We start from the raw sequence: 16,591 nt of genomic DNA, 5'->3' as shown, positions 1-16,591 counted from the left end.
AAAACAATAAAGTGAGCGGTAATGATAAAAGTATTAGTGATTGGTTATGTCTGGCCCGAGCCAAACTCATCGGCGGCAGGTAGCCATATGATGTCGCTATTAAGACTTTATAGACAGCAAGGCTGGCAGGTTGAATTTGCCACTCCTGCTCAACCTTCCGATCATATGGTCGATCTAAGTTTAGCCGGCATAACTAGTCAGAATATCAATTTAAACTGCGACAGCTTTGATGCTTATATCTCAGATTATCAGCCCGACATCGTGATGTTTGATCGCTTTATGATGGAGGAGCAGTTTGGCTGGCGAGTTGAAAAAAGCTGCCCCAATGCTTTAAAAATACTGGATACTGAAGATCTACAATGTTTGCGTAATGCGCGTCACCAAGCTGTTAAGGCTGAACGAGAGCTCACAAAAGCGGATCTGTTTAGTGATATCGCTAAACGTGAGATTGCGGCTATTCTTCGTTGTGATATTTCACTTATCATCTCCAGTTTCGAAATGGAGCTATTGCAAAAACAGTTTAAAATTGACCCAAGCATTTTGCATCATTTGCCATTTATGGTGGATCTAGATAACTGCCCGACTAAAACAAAGAGCTTTGCCGAACGTCAGCACTTTATGACCATAGGTAATTTCCGCCACGCGCCAAACTGGGATGTGGTCTTACATCTGCAAAAGATATGGCCCATTATTCGCCAACAGCTACCTCAGGCTGAGCTGCATATTTACGGCTCTTATCCGCCGCCGAAAGCCACAGCCCTTAATAATCCCAAAACCGGTTTTTTAGTTAAGGGCTGGGCAGAAGATGCCTATCAAGTGATGGAGCAATCGCGAGTCTGTTTGGCGCCTATTCGATTTGGTGCTGGCATTAAGGGTAAATTGCTTGACGCCATGATAATGCAGACCCCTAGTGTAACGACCTCTGTAGGCAGTGAAGGTATGTGCGGTGATGAGCCGTGGCCAGGTGATATCACCGATGATTATCAAGAGTTTGCACAAGCTGCAATCAGACTGTATCAACAACAATCCCTTTGGAATAAAGCCCAGGAGAATGCCGCTACATTGTTAACGGCTAGGTATAATGGCAAAGTCTTAGCCGCTGAGTGGATGAAAAAGCTCAATGAGACGTTAGCTAATCTAGCTGAGCACAGGGAGAATAATTTTACTGGTGCCATGTTAAAGCATCATTCTATGGCGAGCACCAAGTACATGTCACAGTGGATAGCTGCTAAAAACGCCTCTACTCAGCCAAATTAGTGGGCGCTATTTCAAAGCTTTCGGTTGAGTTTCCTGTCATGCACTTAGATTATGATTTTGGGTAGTGCAGTAATAAAAAAGCCTCGATAAATCGAGGCTTTTATAGCGCACTTCAGATTAGAATCTAGCTTTCACCCAAACCATACGGTGATCAGAAGAAACATCTTTACCATTGCCGTAATTACCAATGCGGGCATCATTAAATAATAGACGACCTTGTTGGTAAGAAGCCTGCCAATATACACCAGAATCAATAATGTTTAGGCTAGCCGAAGGAATTGCATGATCTGCATTGATTCCGCCATAGGCATTATGGAACTCGGCCGTGATGCGGTTAGGGTGCGGATGGGCGGAGCTTCTATCAGCTGCATATTCCGCAGCACCAAAACTAGTGGGGTACAAATCACCGTTAGTGACATTTTGGTTTACCACAGGATCAGCATGTAACTGTGCCATCACTTCCGTAAATCCGTCACCTGCGCCTGTTGCAGCGTCTAAATTCTGATCGCCTACAATGACAAAATGGGCACCGGCTGTGAGTGCACCTGTGTTACCAGCATCGTCGTAGAAATCTTGTGCACTCGTTACGTACTTATGCCAAAACTCCACTTCTGCCGCATTTTGAAGTTTGTTTTTACCTGTATCAAATACAGGAGGCGTAGGGTGAGACATGAGAATGTGTACGGTTTCAGTACCATCTTTAGTTGGAATTAAGATAGGTGTATCCACGTGGTTTTTCGATGACAATGTCATTTGCTGCCATTCTTCATCTGTGTACCAGTTTTCACCATCTAATAATGGATTTTCAGCGCCTTCTAAGTCTTTCCACTTAAAGTTTTGGAAAGTCCGGGTATTTTTAGAATCAATTTCGTATTTAGACATTAGCGCAAAAGCATATTGACCGTGATACTTGCCATAACCCCAAGAATCATTGGCGTAGGCATCGGTACCAAGATCTTCGGCAGTTGCAATGTAGCCATCATTATTCAAATCGAATCCGCTTAATAAGCCCGTATTCGTTGCGTAGCTTTCCGCAAATGGGTACTCAATTGGTTCTAACTCTGCAGTGCCGCCAGCGCCGTCAATACTTTGGGCTACTGATAAGTAGTTTGCTTGAAAGCCTTCTAATGCTGATAAGTCTTCACCCGTACCGTCATTATTATATTCACCCATCATTAGGACATCTGGGCGAGTCTTTTGAATGATTGCGGCAACATTACGAATTTGGATAACTTTTTCCGCTGTAGCCTTGTCAGCAGGCTCCATAGCGTCGCGATCTTCTAGGTACGCTGCAACGAGTATATTCTGTTGATCCGCTGCAATTGCCATTTCAGCCACTAAATCAGCAAAAGTTGCACGATCGAACGATAAATTGTAAGCCGCAATCTTAACTTCGGTATGATCAACATACTTAATGTCATCGTCGTTATTGCAACCAGTAAGTAGTGCTAAACCAACAGCTAAAGCTGCGGCAGATTTAAGTAATTTCATGTTTTGACCCATCAATTGTAATTATATTAACGAGCTCATTTATTTGAGCTTCGGCATCATTCTATATAGGTGTCAATTGTCTGGATATAAAACGCAGGGAAGTTGTGTTTAAGTGATTAATATATAAACTTAAGTTGCCAGGTTGTTACAGATAAAGCTTGAGTTTGTTGGTGGTGTGTATTTTTACTGTTTACCATTGATTTTGGTGGTGGATGTTGTCTGAGGTGTTTAGCAAATGAATTTAATTTGTATGATTTACGGCTTATTTATAACACCAAGTAGCAGCTAGCCTTAATATCTTAAGTACTAAGATCTACTCTCTATTAATCCAGCTATCAAGTGAAGCACCAACTGATTGATTTACAGTAAGCTAAGCCTACAAGTTTTGTATGGCAGCAATGCTAATACAGGTAGCAACAAGTGTATGAATTTAACTCAATCACAATGTGTCATTTATTCACTAGCGAGCTTTCAATATTGCGGATATACTCCGCAAATCTGGCCCTCTATGGTTATGAGATGGTCGAAATACAGCGTCAATTTGGTTTGTTTTACAGCTTAAACTCAGTGCGTGGTTCAGTGCGAGTTTAAACCGATTTGCTAACCTAAAGCGCTAATCTAATTGTTAGTCTGAACATTCGGGTTAATAAAGGTGCCTCATGAGCTTCTTTGATAATGTTGTGGTCATTCTCCTCCTTATTGGGGTGAGTTGTTTCTTTTCTATGTCTGAAATTGCTTTGGCTGCGGCGCGAAAAATACGTCTGCGCCAATTGAGCGATGAAGGCGATATTCGCGCACAAAAAGTGCTGCATCTTCAAGCGCAACCGGGCAACTTTTTCACTGTGGTACAAATCGGTCTCAATGCCGTGGCCATCATGGGCGGGATTGTCGGTGAGTCGGCCTTTACTCCCCATATACAGGCCTTTTTATCGGCATGGCTGTCAGGCCCTTGGCTAGAGAAAACCAGTTTCTTTCTCTCTTTCATGCTGGTGACCAGTTTGTTTATCTTAATTGCCGATTTAATGCCAAAACGATTGGCAATGGCTTTTCCTGAAAAAGTGGCCATGGTGTTTGTTGGCCCGATGATGATATGTATTGTGGTGTTAAAGCCATTTGTTTGGTTTTTTAACAGCTTAGCCAATCTTGTATTTCGAATTTTTCGAGTGCAAACCGCACGAGATGATGCGGTGACCTCCGACGATATTTACGCGGTAATGGATGCGGGCGCAGAAGCCGGGGTGCTGGATAAAGGCGATCAGCTGATGATGGAAAAAGTGTTTGAGATGCAATCCATTCCGGTAACAGCAGCAATGACGGCGCGGGAGAGTCTTGCGTATTTTCTCCTGCAAGATAGCGAAGAGGAAATTCGAGCCAAGATTGCTGCGCAGCCCCATTCAAATTTCTTGGTTTGTAATGAGCAGCTCGATACAGTGGTTGGCATTGTTAATGCCAAAAAGCTGCTGATTTACTTAATTAATGGCGAGAGCATTAGTCTTAAAGATAAAAGCTTAGTGACTAATTGTTTTTTCATTCCCGATACCTTGAGTTTGTCGGAATCGATGGACTACTTCAAAAACAGTCGGGCAGATTTCGCGGTTGTTATGAATGAGTACTCACTGGTGGTGGGTGTGGTTACAGCTAAAGATCTGCAAGATGCGGTAATGGGTGCATGGTCACTTCCCGAGAGCGAAGAGCAGATCATTGCCCGCGATGACCGTTCTTGGTTAGTCGACGGAGTGACGCCTATCATTGGTGTGATGCGCGCGTTAGATATTGAGGCTTTCCCGCAAAGTCACAATTATGAAACCATTGCCGGCTTTATGATGTTCATGTTGCGTAAAATCCCTAAGTGCACTGACTCGGTCATTCATGCCGGTTACAAATTTGAAGTTGTCGATGTTGATAGCTATAAAGTCGATCAATTGCTAGTCACACGCCTTGACGATGGCATTGCTAGCGAAGTGATTGAATAATGCTAATTAGCAGACCTAACCACTTTAAGTCAGATAACATGACACCACGTCGTTTGGTTGTCTGATAATAATTTTGTCTGTTTGTTCAAACCCATTGCTGTACCATCTTGGTGCATTTTGATAGGAATTAGGGCTATGGAAAGCCGACTGAGCCGTTATATTGTGCTCGTTGTTTTAGTATGTAGTATTGGCATTGCGGTTAATCACTATAAGGGCAAGTGGTTTAACGTACCGGTATTGGATGAATTACTCGCTGCACTAGATTTAACAAAACCTGAGACTGCTCAACCACCCGTTAAGTTGTCACCTCCTGTCGATAGAAAGCCTCGATATCAAGAGCGGCATGAAAATACTCTGTCTGCCGAGCAGTTAGCAACTTGCGATACATTAACGGTTACTCAAGCTAAAGCCATCCAAAAACGAGACAAAGGCATTTATTCTTGGACCGATGAACAAGGTGTCACTCACTTCTCGGATGCGGCAGCCGCAGAGCAGCATAGTCAGCTGACTCATTACAAAGAGCCTGAGTACAGTTTTGAGTTAGCAATCAGCACTAAAGGGACTAGTACTCCGCCTTTTTTACGAAATAAGCTAACCTCAGCTATCAAACAAATTGATGCTCGCTATCGTCAACTCTTACCCAAAAAAGTTTTACAGCCGATAAAAATTGATTTAATACTAGCGTCTAATAAAGGTGTTTATAAAGACTTGGAGCGTCAATACACGAATTTTGTTAGTGCTAGCCAAGGGTTTTATTCCGGCCAACACAATATCGCAGCAGTGTGGTATAGAACTGATGAACAAGCGTTTAGCACAGCGCTTCATGAATCAGTGCATGTGATGAATGCGGGTCAGTTTGGCATAACGCCACGTTGGTTTAATGAGGGGCTTGCGGAGTACTTTGAGTCGCCTTTGTTCCTGCGAACGCTTGCGTCCAACAGTCAACATTTGCTGTACACACCTTTAGCGCTCAAACGGGCTAAAGAGCGTTATCGACATGGTGTTGTGATGACCTTACCTGCGCTATTAAACGCGACTGCTCAACAGTGGAGTGGCAGTAGACGCAATGACTTGTATAGTGCATCACATCTCTTTATTTCTTTTCTAATGTCGAGTTACACCGGTCGGCAAACATTAGCGGCGTTATTTACCGATTTTAGCGAGCAACGTTGTAAAACAAAGCAACCGATCGCGGCACTGGAAAAATATCGAGGCGGTTACGCCAAATTGCAGCAAGATTGGTTGAAATGGCAAAAGCGCTGACTAGAAGGTCAAGCGACAGCATAGATCCATGCACTGATTGCTCATCACTATCGACTATCAAACCATTGCTGTAAATAAAGGCCACTTAGTGGTGGCCTTGACTGCATTATTCCTGATGGCTTTCAATAAACTGGGTGATTGCGTTCGCTATTAAATCTTTTTTCATGCTGGTGGGCGCAACGGTTTGGTTAAACCAAAAGCTCATTGGTTGGTCAAAGCCTATGCCATGCATATAGTTATAAATGGCTTTGCGTAACCCTTCACCAAGCATGTCATGATCAGTGCCGGTTGGGTCGATAAAGTCGACATCGTTTTCAGCAAATAAGATCTCTGGCCGCTCCGCTAAGGTAATACCAAATTGTTCGGGATTCATGCCTATCGGACTGTGGACTGTAGCAACAAAACGGTGCCAGTAGGCAGATTGGAAACAGCCTTGTTGCATCATCTGTCTTACCATCTCCAGTGAGTCGACAGTTTCCTGTTCTGTTTGGGTAGGGAAGCCATACATTAAGTATGCATGCACCATAATGCCAGCATCGCTAAATGACTTAGTGACATTGGCAACACGTTCGACACTGACACCTTTTTTCATCAGTTTTAGTAGCCTGTCTGATGCAACTTCAAGTCCGCCACTGACCGCAATACAGCCAGAATCTGCCAACAATTGGCAACGGGCTGGGCTAAAGGTCCGTTCAAACCGAATGTTACCCCACCAACTAATCACTACATTGCGCTCAATTAAGCGCTTGGCCATTGAAAACAGCACTTTAGGCGGTAAGGCTTCATCGACAAAATGAAAACCCGTTTGGCCGGTTTCTTCAATAAGCTGTTCAATTCGATCAACTAATACATCTGCGCCGGCGGCGTCATACCGGTCGATGTAATCGAGGCTAACATCACAAAAGCTACACTTGCGCCAGTAGCAGCCGTGGGCAATGGTAAGCTTGTTCCAGCGCCCATCGCTCCAGATGCGGTGCATTGGGTTGAGCATTTCGCATAAAGACAGGTATTCATCTAATGGTAAGCCGTCATAGATAGGCGCACCTACATCAGTTTGCGGGATGTCGTGTAGCTCGGTATTTTCGTTAAAATGAACATAGACTTCGCCTTGTTCATTTTCGGCAAGAAAATAGGTACGGACTAAATCGTCGACTTCACGCTGGCCCTGCAAATACTCTAAAAGGGTGATCAGCGGACGCTCACCATCATCTAAACAGATAAAATCAATAAACTCGAATACCCGCGGATCTTTTAGCGCGCGCAGTTCAGTATTAATAAAACCGCCACCCATCACAACCGGGATATCTGGGTTGAGCGCCTTACAGGTCTGGGCGATACGCAGCGCCCCTAACATGTTGCCAGGAAAGGGTACCGTCAGTGCCACTACACTAGGCTGTGTTTCCTCTAGGTATTGCTCTACCAGTTGTTCTAAAATTTCAGAGCTGAAGGTTGGCTCATCCATTAATGTGTCGTACAGATTATCAAAAGTGGGGTTAGCGGCAGCTAATTGCTCACCATAACGGCTAACTTCAAAGTAAGGATCGACACCTTGGGTAATGACCGATGATAAATCATTGATGAATAAGGTGGCGAGGTACTTGGCTTTATCTTGCACACCTAAATTGCCAAATGCCGCTTGTAATACGTCACCCGATACTGCTTCCATTTGCGCTATGGCATCAAATGCAGGGCCTTCGGGCAAAAAACGCCGTGAATTAATACGTAGCGCTAAGCTAGGATCTTTGCCTTGTAAAAAGCGGATAGCGCTCTCTACGGTGAGTTGGTAGCGGTCAAACTCTGCCAAGAAATTAAAGATAACATCCGGTAGCTCATGGTCTTCAAAATGCTCAAAGTTCTGTTCGACGATCTGGCGAATGACATCCAATGCCGGCGCGGTCATCATCTCTAAAAATAGCTCAATAGCAGGGTCGCGTTGTACTGCCTCATAACCACGGGATCGCAAAAACCCGGTTAAATACGCCGTTGCCGGGTAGGGCGTATTTAGCTGAGTCATGGGAGGAGTCATTAGTAGAACGGTCATAGCCTGCCTTTACATTATCAAATATCTATTTGCTCAGAGAGCCTCTGAGCGTGGCAGTATATCTCGCTGCCACAAAATAACCATGAATTTTAGCAAATGCCCATCGACCGCACTACTCAACGGGGCGTGGTTTTCACTCTGCTGTCGATTTCAAGCAAAGTTGAAACACATTTGGACTAAGAGTCTCTGTCTAGATGATCAAGTGAGATTGGCATCACAAATATGTCAGCAGCTGGAAAACTATTTGTCGACAGTAACTGCAATTGGTTCTATTTTGTCGCCAGCTTGCATAATTGCTATGTCGGCCCTTTTTCGGTGATAACTGCACGACCAATACGTTCGTAACATAACTATTCAATAGATCCCTGATCTCACCCCATCTGCCTGCAGCATGGGGTAGTTTTTGTGTGCCGAACTTTTACTTAATATGCTGTTGTTGTTTTGGAATTTAAAAAATGAACAAATCATTTGAGCTGATCGATAAGCCGACATTTTTCGGCGCATTGGCTTTGCTGTTTGCGGTAGTCACCCCATTGTTGGTGTTTCCTGCTGAAGGTGCGCATTGGATTGCGATTGCTAAAACATTTATGACAGATAAGCTGGGTTTTGCTTATCTTGGCTTGGGACTAGCGGCCTTTTTCTTCATGATTTACATTGTTTTTTCTGACATTGGTCAGATAAAACTGGGCGATCCAGACGAAGCGCCAGAGTTTGCGTTGTCGTCATGGGCGGCGATGCTATTTTGCGGAGGCATTGGCGCGAGTATTTTATATTGGGGCACCATCGAGTGGGCCTACTACTATCAAAACCCGCCATTTCAATTGGCCGCTGGCAGTGAAGAAGCCATTCGCTGGGCTGCAACCTACGGATTATTTCACTGGGGTCCAATTGCTTGGTGTATTTACATGATCCCTGCGATTCCGATTGCCTATTTCTACTATGTGCGCAAACAACCGGTTTTGAAGGTATCGGCGGCGCTTATGCCTGTGATTGGTGAAGCCAATAGCGTGGGTAAGCTGGGTAAAGCGGTCGACATTTTATTTATATTTGGTCTATTGGGCGGCGCGGCCACTACCTTAGGTTTAGCGGCACCGCTGATAAATGAGGGGATTAGCTATCTGTTCGGCATCCCCACCACCACAGGTAGTCAAATTGGTGTGCTGATGTTATGTACCGCCATCTTTGCTTATTCGGCATACAAAGGCATGGACAAGGGCATTAAGATCCTCAGCAATATCAATTTTTGGGGCGCGCTGGTCTTATTGCTGTTTGTGTTAGTTTGCGGGCCGACGATTTTTATGTTGGAAACGGGGTTAGATTCTATTGGCCGTATGTTGTCCAATTTTTTTGTTATGGCGACTTGGGCAGAGCCCTTTGGTGGATTAGGGACGTTTGCTGATACCCATTTTCCACAAGATTGGACCATTTTTTATTGGGCATGGTGGCTGGTGTTTGCGCCTAGTATGGGCTTGTTTGTGGCCCGTATTTCACGCGGTAGAACCATTAAACAGATGGTTTCTGGCGCGGTATTTTTTGGATCATTAGGTTGTTCGATGTATTTCATCATTTTGGGTAACTATGGCTTGTCGTTACAGCTATCAGGTCAACTTGATGTGGTTGCCATTCTTAACGCCCAAGGAGCGACCAGCGCAATTTTTGCGGTGCTAGAGCAACTGCCTTTTAGCGCATTGATTATTACGCTGTTTACTATCTTGTGCATTATTTTTACCGCCACGACTTTTGATTCTATCTCTTACATTTTGGCCTCAGTAGTGCAAACCAATGTCACTGAAGATCCCATGCGCTGGAATAGATTGTTTTGGGCGTTCACTTTGTCTTTAATGCCATCAGCACTCATGTTTATGGGTGGGTTAGAGACACTGCAAACGGCAGCAATTGTTGGTGGATTACCTCTGTTGGTGATTGCCGTGTTGCTGATGGTATCAGGTATTAAGGCAGCCATGCTCGACCTATCTCATCAAGACGATTATGTTGATCCGGTTATTAATATCTCTGATCTGCCTGATGTCGATCCGTGGAGTAAAGAGGGCCAAGCACTAGGGAAGTTTGAAGTTGCACGCGACAGCGCCATAGCCGCGGCGAATAGTGAGCGCGATATCAATGAAGCTATCTGGATGCTCAAGAAACAGCTACGCAAAGAGGCGTTGTCTCGCGGAGAGTCGAGTGTCGATTTGGGGGATGCGCCAGCGGAATTGCTTGAGCAGTTACAGCAACTGGCGCTCGACGCTGTTAAAGCTAAAGAGGTAAAAGTGCAGGCTTCTTCTCAGGCGCAACAAGCACGGCTGGCATTTGATGGCTTAATGCGCCAGAAAGAGCAAGAAGAGCTATTGTTGGCACAAGAAGAGGCTAAACTGGCTATTCAAGCGAGATTAAACGGCGCTAACTAGTTTGCACCTATAAAAGCCGCGTAATTCGCGGCTTTTTATAGTTAGAGGTTGGTAGATACGGTGGCATTGTTGGGTAATGACATTCTACTATGCTGCGGCACTCTACCAAGCTGTGGCACTTTCCTTAGGGAGAGACGCGCTATTACGGGACTACAATGTTAAATACCCCTTTGGGTTTATTCAATAGTGATAAAAAGCCGATTAAATCGAGTTTGCTGCCTTCAATATTAAGCTCATCAGAAAACAGTAAATCACTCACATCAGCGGCGCCAATCACAATGTCGATAAACAAACCATGACTAATATTTAAAGTAACCGTCGCGGTGGCGGATTTCGCGCCCAAGCGGTGATGTAACACGGCATGATTAAGGCTTAGTACGTAATTTTGCTGTAAATCAGTAAAGTTGAGATTGATTTCATATTGCTGATTAAAGGCTTTAGGGCCGTTAATTCTTGATGCCATTGACTGTAAAAAGTTCTCTACTGGGGCATGTAGCAATATGTGTTTCATGGAACTTAAATCTATGCCTACCTCGGGACTGCCATGGCGCAGCTCATAAGCACCACTTAAATACACATCACGCCATGGGGCCGATTCTGCCTGATAGCCAAGCTGGTCATAGGTATTGGCTAGTAGCGCTTTAGCTTGGCGGTTATCGCTATCGGCAAACACCAAATGATTAAGTAGCTGTGCGGCCCAGCGGTAGTCACCTTGTTGGTATGCTTGGCTCGCCGCGGCAATGACTTTATCTGCGCCGCCCATAAGCTGGACATATTTGTCTGCTGACTGCGCGGCTGGCAAAGGATCTAAGTGACTTGGATTGGCATCATACCAACCCAAATAGGCCTGATAGACCGCTTTAGCGTTGTGTTTAGCAGTGCCATAATAGCCGCGACTTGCAAAAGTATTGGCCAGTTCTGGTGGCATCTCAATGGCTTCGGCAATCTCCGCTGGCGTTAAACCAGCGTTGAGCATACGCACAGACTGATCGTGGATGTACTTGTAAGTGTCGCGTTGGGTTATCAAAAATTGATTAATGTTATCTAAGCCCCATATTGGCCAATGATGACTGCCAAAATAAACCTTGGTTTGCCGCTGTGCGCTAATGGCATCATCAATCGCCTGACTCCATGCCAGTGCATCACGCACTTTTGCACCGCGCAAAGTATATAGATTATGCATATTTTTTGAGACAAGCTCAGCACCACAATAGGCTTGATGCTGCGGTAGATAAAATGTCATTTCAGCCGGTGCTTCGGTGCCTGATACGATTTGAAATTCAAATTCGACACCATCGAGGGTTAGCTGGCTATCTTGTTCTATTATTTGCGTGGGTGGCAAAATACCAAATTGGCCAAAAGCGGGTTCTTTACCCAAGCCTGAGTCGATATGGCCCCGGATAGAGCGGGGCAATTGTTTGCCATACATGTACATGGCTCGGCGACTCATGGCGGTGCCTGCCATCACGTTTTCGCTGGTGGCCTCATGCATAAACCCAGCTGGCGCTACCACTTCGATATCATTGTTACTATTTGCAGCCAAAAGGCCTAACGCGCCACCAAAGTGGTCCATGTGGCTATGGGTAAACACAATCGTGCTAATTGGCCTGGGCCCGAGTTGTTGGTTGACAAAATCAATAGCGACTTTAGCGGTCTCTGTGGTGGTCAGTGGGTCAATAATAATCCAACCTGTATCACCATTAATCACGGTCATATTGGCAAGGTCAAAGCCGCGTAATTGGTAGATACCTTCGCTAACTTCAAACAAGCCATCGATGTTATTAAGGCTCGCTTGACGCCATAAACTTGGGTTGACGCTATTAGGTGCCGCTTGGTTGATAAAGTCGTACTCGGGTCGACTCCAAATCACTTTGCCTTGTTCATCTTGCACGATAAGTTGTGGCATTTTGGCGATAAATCCGCGCTGAGCGTCCTCAAAATCTTGCTGATTGTCAAATGGGAGCTGTGACAACAGGGCGTTGTTAGCATCAATGGTATGAGCACTGGCAGCGGTAAATCCATGCTGGTCAACAGCAACATCTTGCGCGGTGGCATTAGCGGTGCCATTCGAAGGTAGAGACGTTGAGTTATTGGGCTGTGGCTCGCACCCTAGTATGGCAAGTAGCACTATTGCACTTGATAATTTGCTGCCAACGCCATTGGCAGCTTTGCTGATACAACTTGGCGCGGTTGTCGATTTGCTAATGCTTGCTGAGTGTAAGCTTTTCATAGTCAGACCCTAAAAGTTAACGATGCTCACTAAGCTATTACAAGTTATTAACTTTGGGTTTATCATTTTTCGCCAATAGCACCGCGAAGCACGGAACTGCCCAGAGCTAGTGCACAGAGCTAGTGCCCAGTGATTTAGTGCACAGAGCTATAGTGCCCAGAGATGTAATGCGCTGCACAGCAAAGAGCCGAACCCAATCGACTCGCTACTCGCGGTTTTGCTGGTGTTGTTTGCGATAACAGCCAGGGCTTTGACCGGTCCACTTTTGAAATGAACGACTGAAATTACTGACACTGGTGTAGCCCAAGGTATCAGACAGACAGTTGATGGCGATTGGGGTATTCACCAAATAGTGATGCGCCAGCTCAAGGCGTTTATTCGCCAGTAATTGCCTAAAGTTACATCCTTCTAATTGCAAATAACGACTTAAAGTTCGTTCACTAATATTGAACATTTGCGCGATTTTCGCCGCGGTAGGCTGTTGGTCGACCAACAAGGTATGAATGCCTTGACTGGTTTTCTCCCGCCAAGACAAAGACTGCATTTGGGTGAGGTATTGTTGTACCGAGCTCTCTTTTTGCCTAGCTAGGTGTTGATCTCGGTGTGCGACGGGTTGCTCAAGAATCGCTCTGTCCATCCACATACAGTTTTGGGCTTGGTTAAATTCGACATTGGCGCTAAAAAATCTCTCCCAAGTGGCTGGGTTAGTCACGTTAGCTTTTTGCAGATCGACTTTTTTTACCAAAGTTTGCTGGCCAATCATTTGCTTGCCCAAAAGCATTAAACTGGCAAAAAAAGCATCGATTGCTAAATGGCTTATTTCAACACCGTTTAGTGGGGTGATGGTAAAACCCAATAGAGTAGGGGTTCGCTGCAAGCTTACCGCCGCTGAATTGCTTACCAACGGGCCATAGTGCGGCAAAGTTTCAAACGCGGCAGCTAACGTTTCGCTATTGATAAGTAGCGAGCCTAACTCACTAAAATGTATTGGATAAGCATATTGGCCAACACATAAGCCAAATGCATCGTTATTGGTGACTTGTTGGGCATATCGCCACAGGGAGGTCATCTGCTCAATGGCAATGCGTGAATTGGGGGCGGATTCCAGTTGCTGCAGGTTTAAACCCACTTCAGCAAACACCTGCTGTGGGTCGACTTTACTGGCAGCGAGCGCTCTGGCAATGGCCAGTGACCACGCGGCAATGGTGCTATATTTATTGGCGTCGATTAATGGGTTCAAATACAGGTAATATAAATGGTTTATAGTGTTCATCATAACCAGCTTTAATGATTAACAGCAAGATAGCGGGCTATTTTGATCGCAGCATGAATTGGCACGGCAGTGGTTGCACAGGATAAACGATGACAGAACTTGAAAAAATGTTGGCGCAGGCGTGTTATGACCCTTGCGATCTGCAGTTAACAGACATGCGCGTTAAAGCCCGCTTATTGGTTGGCCAATATAATGCGACCAAGTGCCAGCAAAAGGCTGAGCGCAGCGCTCTACTGCATCAGCTGTTGGGTCATTGCGGCCAAGGCGCCATGATAGAGCCACATTTTAACTGTGATTATGGGCAAAACATCCATGTGGGGGATAACTTTTACATGAATTTTGCTGGCGTGATCCTCAACTGCGCCACAGTAACCATAGGTGATAACTGTTTTATTGGTCCACAAGTGGGCATTTATACTGCTTGTCACCCTATTAATCCTGTTGAGCGTAATAGTGGTGTTGAATTTGCCCGGCCCATTAATATTGGCAACAACTGCTGGATAGGCGGTCATGCCACCATTATGCCCGGGGTGACACTAGGCGATAATGTGGTCGTTGGCGCCGGCGCCGTGGTCACTAAAGATGTGGCTGATAACCTGATAGTCGCCGGTAATCCCGCCCGAATTATCAAGTCCGTAGAATGAGCTATCTGACAATGCATCACGTCGTCATGAGTCTGTCGATTGAGTGTTAAAGCGAGTTATAGCGATTTAAAATAGCCCTTGCTATGCAGATTCGCGCACCTGTATTTATATACAGTTATAATGAAATATCACATATTTCGACCAAACTCTGGGGAAACTCAGACAGCAATGAAATACAGATATATTACAAGTAATTGTTTTTAAGGCCTTTAAAAAAATCCTGGTGCAACGAACGTCACAAATATGTCAATTCCGACTTTCTACAGGAGCTATTGCAGAAAAACCATCATTAAATTAGCCGTAAGCATTTGAAGCTGATAGTTTTTTGAGGTAGCTTACTAGTATTAGATTAACATGGCTGCCCGTTGTTATGCGGAATTCAGCCTAATATGCTGTTATGCAAAATAAGTTGTGAATCGTACTAATAATTGAATTGGAGAAATGAATGAAGAAAATTTGTATGCTTTCAATGTTAATGGCTGGGTTGCTAATTTCGATATTAGCCACTGCAGCTCCTAAATTTCCGATACAAGAGCCCATGGGAGGGGAGGCCTTTGGTCATAGCGTAAAAAACATTGGTAATGGAGTGTATGTATTTCGCTGGTGGGTTTATCGAAATATTTTTCTTGTCACTGATGAGGGAGTTATTGTTACCGACCCAATGAACCCCAAGGCAGCAAAATTATTACGAAACGAGATTCGTAAGGTAACAGACAAGCCGGTGAAATATGTTGTTTATAGCCATAATCATCACGATCATATTTCAGGAGGGAATGTTTTTGAGGCAGAGGGTGCAAAATTTGTGGGCCATGAAAACCTGCTAAAGGAATTGAGCGATCATCCGAGTCCAGTAATACCATTGCCAAGTATCACATTCTCAGACAAGCACACATTGACCCTAGGTGGTAGAAATTTGGAATTATCATACTTCGGGCCGAACCATGGTGAGAGCTTGGTTGTTATGCGCCTTCCGAAAGAGAAGATATTATTTACGGTAGATATTGTCACGCCGCGTAGAGTGGCCTTTCGTGGCATGCCCGATTTTTGGCCTGATGAGTGGGTAAGATCACTGAAAGAAATAGAGCAGATGGATTTTGACTATGTCATCACGGGCCACGGGCCAGAAAATCAACCAGCAATAGATCCTGCCTCAATTGTTGCAGAGCAACGCATATATTTAGAAGATTTGATGGCTGCTGTAAAAAAAGCAATGGATTCAGGAACTCACAGCCCTGATGCATTAAGAAAAACCGTTAAGCTTCCTAAGTATGAAAACTGGCAATACTACAAAGAATGGCTCCCAATGAATATTGAGCGCATATGGGCTTATTATCATATGGGATGGTGATAGCCAATCGCATAACAAAGCAATCTACCGTCGCCAGCAAGCTGGCTGGACCTCCACTGCGTTGTTTGCTTTGTGCTTTTCAGCTACGCTGGCACAAAGCAAACAACTACGTTACGGCCGGTAATTGCGGCGTTAGTTGGCAATAAATAATAAAAGCGTTTTATGTTGTTTTGTTGTGGACTTGAATCTGAAAAGGGCAGTTAACTTTTATAAAATTGGCACGTTGAATGCTCGGTTATGAACGGTAAATGCCACCCAAGTGAAGGCGTTAATTTTCGTCTGTAGCAATATGCACTAGGTTCACCACAGTGATCAGGCTGCTCGCTTAACTTAACTCTTTAAAGTGTGGCATTTGCAGTCTAATTTCTGCTAAGTTGGTTTTGCACTTAATCTTGGTGTTTGCAGTGGCTTTCTAAATGCAGTTCACCAACTAACAAGGCATTTAAAACGGAACTTGCTCTTCCCCCGTTTTAGTGGACACCTTCTCATCACTTTGAGGAGGCTAAAATGCCTAAATATACCCAACCAAGAAAGACATGGTTTTACCCTGTAAAATTCAAAGTCAAAGCTGTCCAGCTAAGCTTAAGAGACGATGTCATGTCTAAGGATGTTGCGCTAGCGCTTGATATTCACCCGTTAATGCTGAGTCGTTGGCGAAAAGAA

At 44.7% G+C, this 16,591-nt stretch carries 11 protein-coding genes; 7 read left to right on the top strand and 4 right to left on the bottom strand.

Annotated elements, in window-relative coordinates; genetic code table 11:
* Window positions 1–21 precede the first annotated feature (21 nt).
* Window positions 22–1,257: a glycosyltransferase family 4 protein gene (locus tag L865_RS0117670; RefSeq protein ID WP_028774461.1), complete on the top strand. Its 1,236-nt coding sequence runs from the start codon at window positions 22–24 to the stop codon at window positions 1,255–1,257.
* Window positions 1,258–1,374: 117 nt separating this feature from the next.
* Here L865_RS0117670 and L865_RS0117665 read toward each other — a convergent pair whose 3' ends face one another.
* On the bottom strand, window positions 1,375–2,748 hold the full coding sequence (locus tag L865_RS0117665) for an endonuclease/exonuclease/phosphatase family protein (RefSeq protein WP_028774460.1): 1,374 nt from the start codon (window positions 2,746–2,748) through the stop codon (window positions 1,375–1,377).
* A gap of 659 nt (window positions 2,749–3,407) precedes the next feature.
* Here L865_RS0117665 and paeA point away from each other — a divergent pair.
* Window positions 3,408–4,721: a polyamine export protein PaeA gene (gene paeA / locus L865_RS0117660; protein WP_028774459.1), complete on the top strand. Its 1,314-nt coding sequence runs from the start codon at window positions 3,408–3,410 to the stop codon at window positions 4,719–4,721.
* Window positions 4,722–4,856: 135 nt separating this feature from the next.
* On the top strand, window positions 4,857–5,984 hold the full coding sequence (locus L865_RS0117655; protein ID WP_028774458.1) for a DUF4124 domain-containing protein: 1,128 nt from the start codon (window positions 4,857–4,859) through the stop codon (window positions 5,982–5,984).
* A 106-nt stretch (window positions 5,985–6,090) separates the two neighbouring features.
* Here L865_RS0117655 and L865_RS0117650 read toward each other — a convergent pair whose 3' ends face one another.
* Window positions 6,091–8,025, bottom strand: coding sequence for a B12-binding domain-containing radical SAM protein (locus tag L865_RS0117650; RefSeq protein WP_028774457.1), 1,935 nt, complete (start codon window positions 8,023–8,025; stop codon window positions 6,091–6,093).
* Between the two features lie 455 nt (window positions 8,026–8,480).
* On the opposite strand from L865_RS0117650, the gene L865_RS0117645 reads away from it, so the two are divergent.
* Complete coding sequence (locus L865_RS0117645; protein ID WP_028774456.1) at window positions 8,481–10,433, top strand: BCCT family transporter; 1,953 nt, start codon at window positions 8,481–8,483, stop codon at window positions 10,431–10,433.
* A gap of 142 nt (window positions 10,434–10,575) precedes the next feature.
* Here L865_RS0117645 and L865_RS0117640 read toward each other — a convergent pair whose 3' ends face one another.
* Together L865_RS0117640 and L865_RS0117635 are read right to left on the bottom strand one after the other, a co-directional pair.
* Window positions 10,576–12,663, bottom strand: coding sequence for an alkyl/aryl-sulfatase (locus tag L865_RS0117640; RefSeq protein WP_084632577.1), 2,088 nt, complete (start codon window positions 12,661–12,663; stop codon window positions 10,576–10,578).
* Window positions 12,664–12,868: 205 nt separating this feature from the next.
* On the bottom strand, window positions 12,869–13,936 hold the full coding sequence (locus L865_RS0117635; protein ID WP_037471505.1) for an AraC family transcriptional regulator: 1,068 nt from the start codon (window positions 13,934–13,936) through the stop codon (window positions 12,869–12,871).
* 89 nt (window positions 13,937–14,025) lie between these two features.
* Here L865_RS0117635 and L865_RS0117630 point away from each other — a divergent pair, with 89 nt between their 5' ends.
* The 3 genes from L865_RS0117630 to L865_RS24125 all read left to right on the top strand — a co-directional run.
* Window positions 14,026–14,580: a sugar O-acetyltransferase gene (locus tag L865_RS0117630; RefSeq protein ID WP_028774453.1), complete on the top strand. Its 555-nt coding sequence runs from the start codon at window positions 14,026–14,028 to the stop codon at window positions 14,578–14,580.
* 445 nt (window positions 14,581–15,025) lie between these two features.
* Window positions 15,026–15,928 (top strand): MBL fold metallo-hydrolase, encoded by a 903-nt coding sequence (locus L865_RS0117625; protein WP_028774452.1) that lies wholly within the window; start codon window positions 15,026–15,028, stop codon window positions 15,926–15,928.
* A 507-nt stretch (window positions 15,929–16,435) separates the two neighbouring features.
* Window positions 16,436–16,591 (top strand): transposase (locus tag L865_RS24125; RefSeq protein WP_037471313.1); only part of this gene is annotated, 156 nt, incomplete at its 3' end.

The sequence above is a fragment of the Shewanella waksmanii ATCC BAA-643 genome, assembly GCF_000518805.1.
GTDB classification, from domain to species: domain Bacteria; phylum Pseudomonadota; class Gammaproteobacteria; order Enterobacterales; family Shewanellaceae; genus Shewanella; species Shewanella waksmanii.
This window is presented reverse-complemented; position numbering and strand designations above follow the sequence as displayed.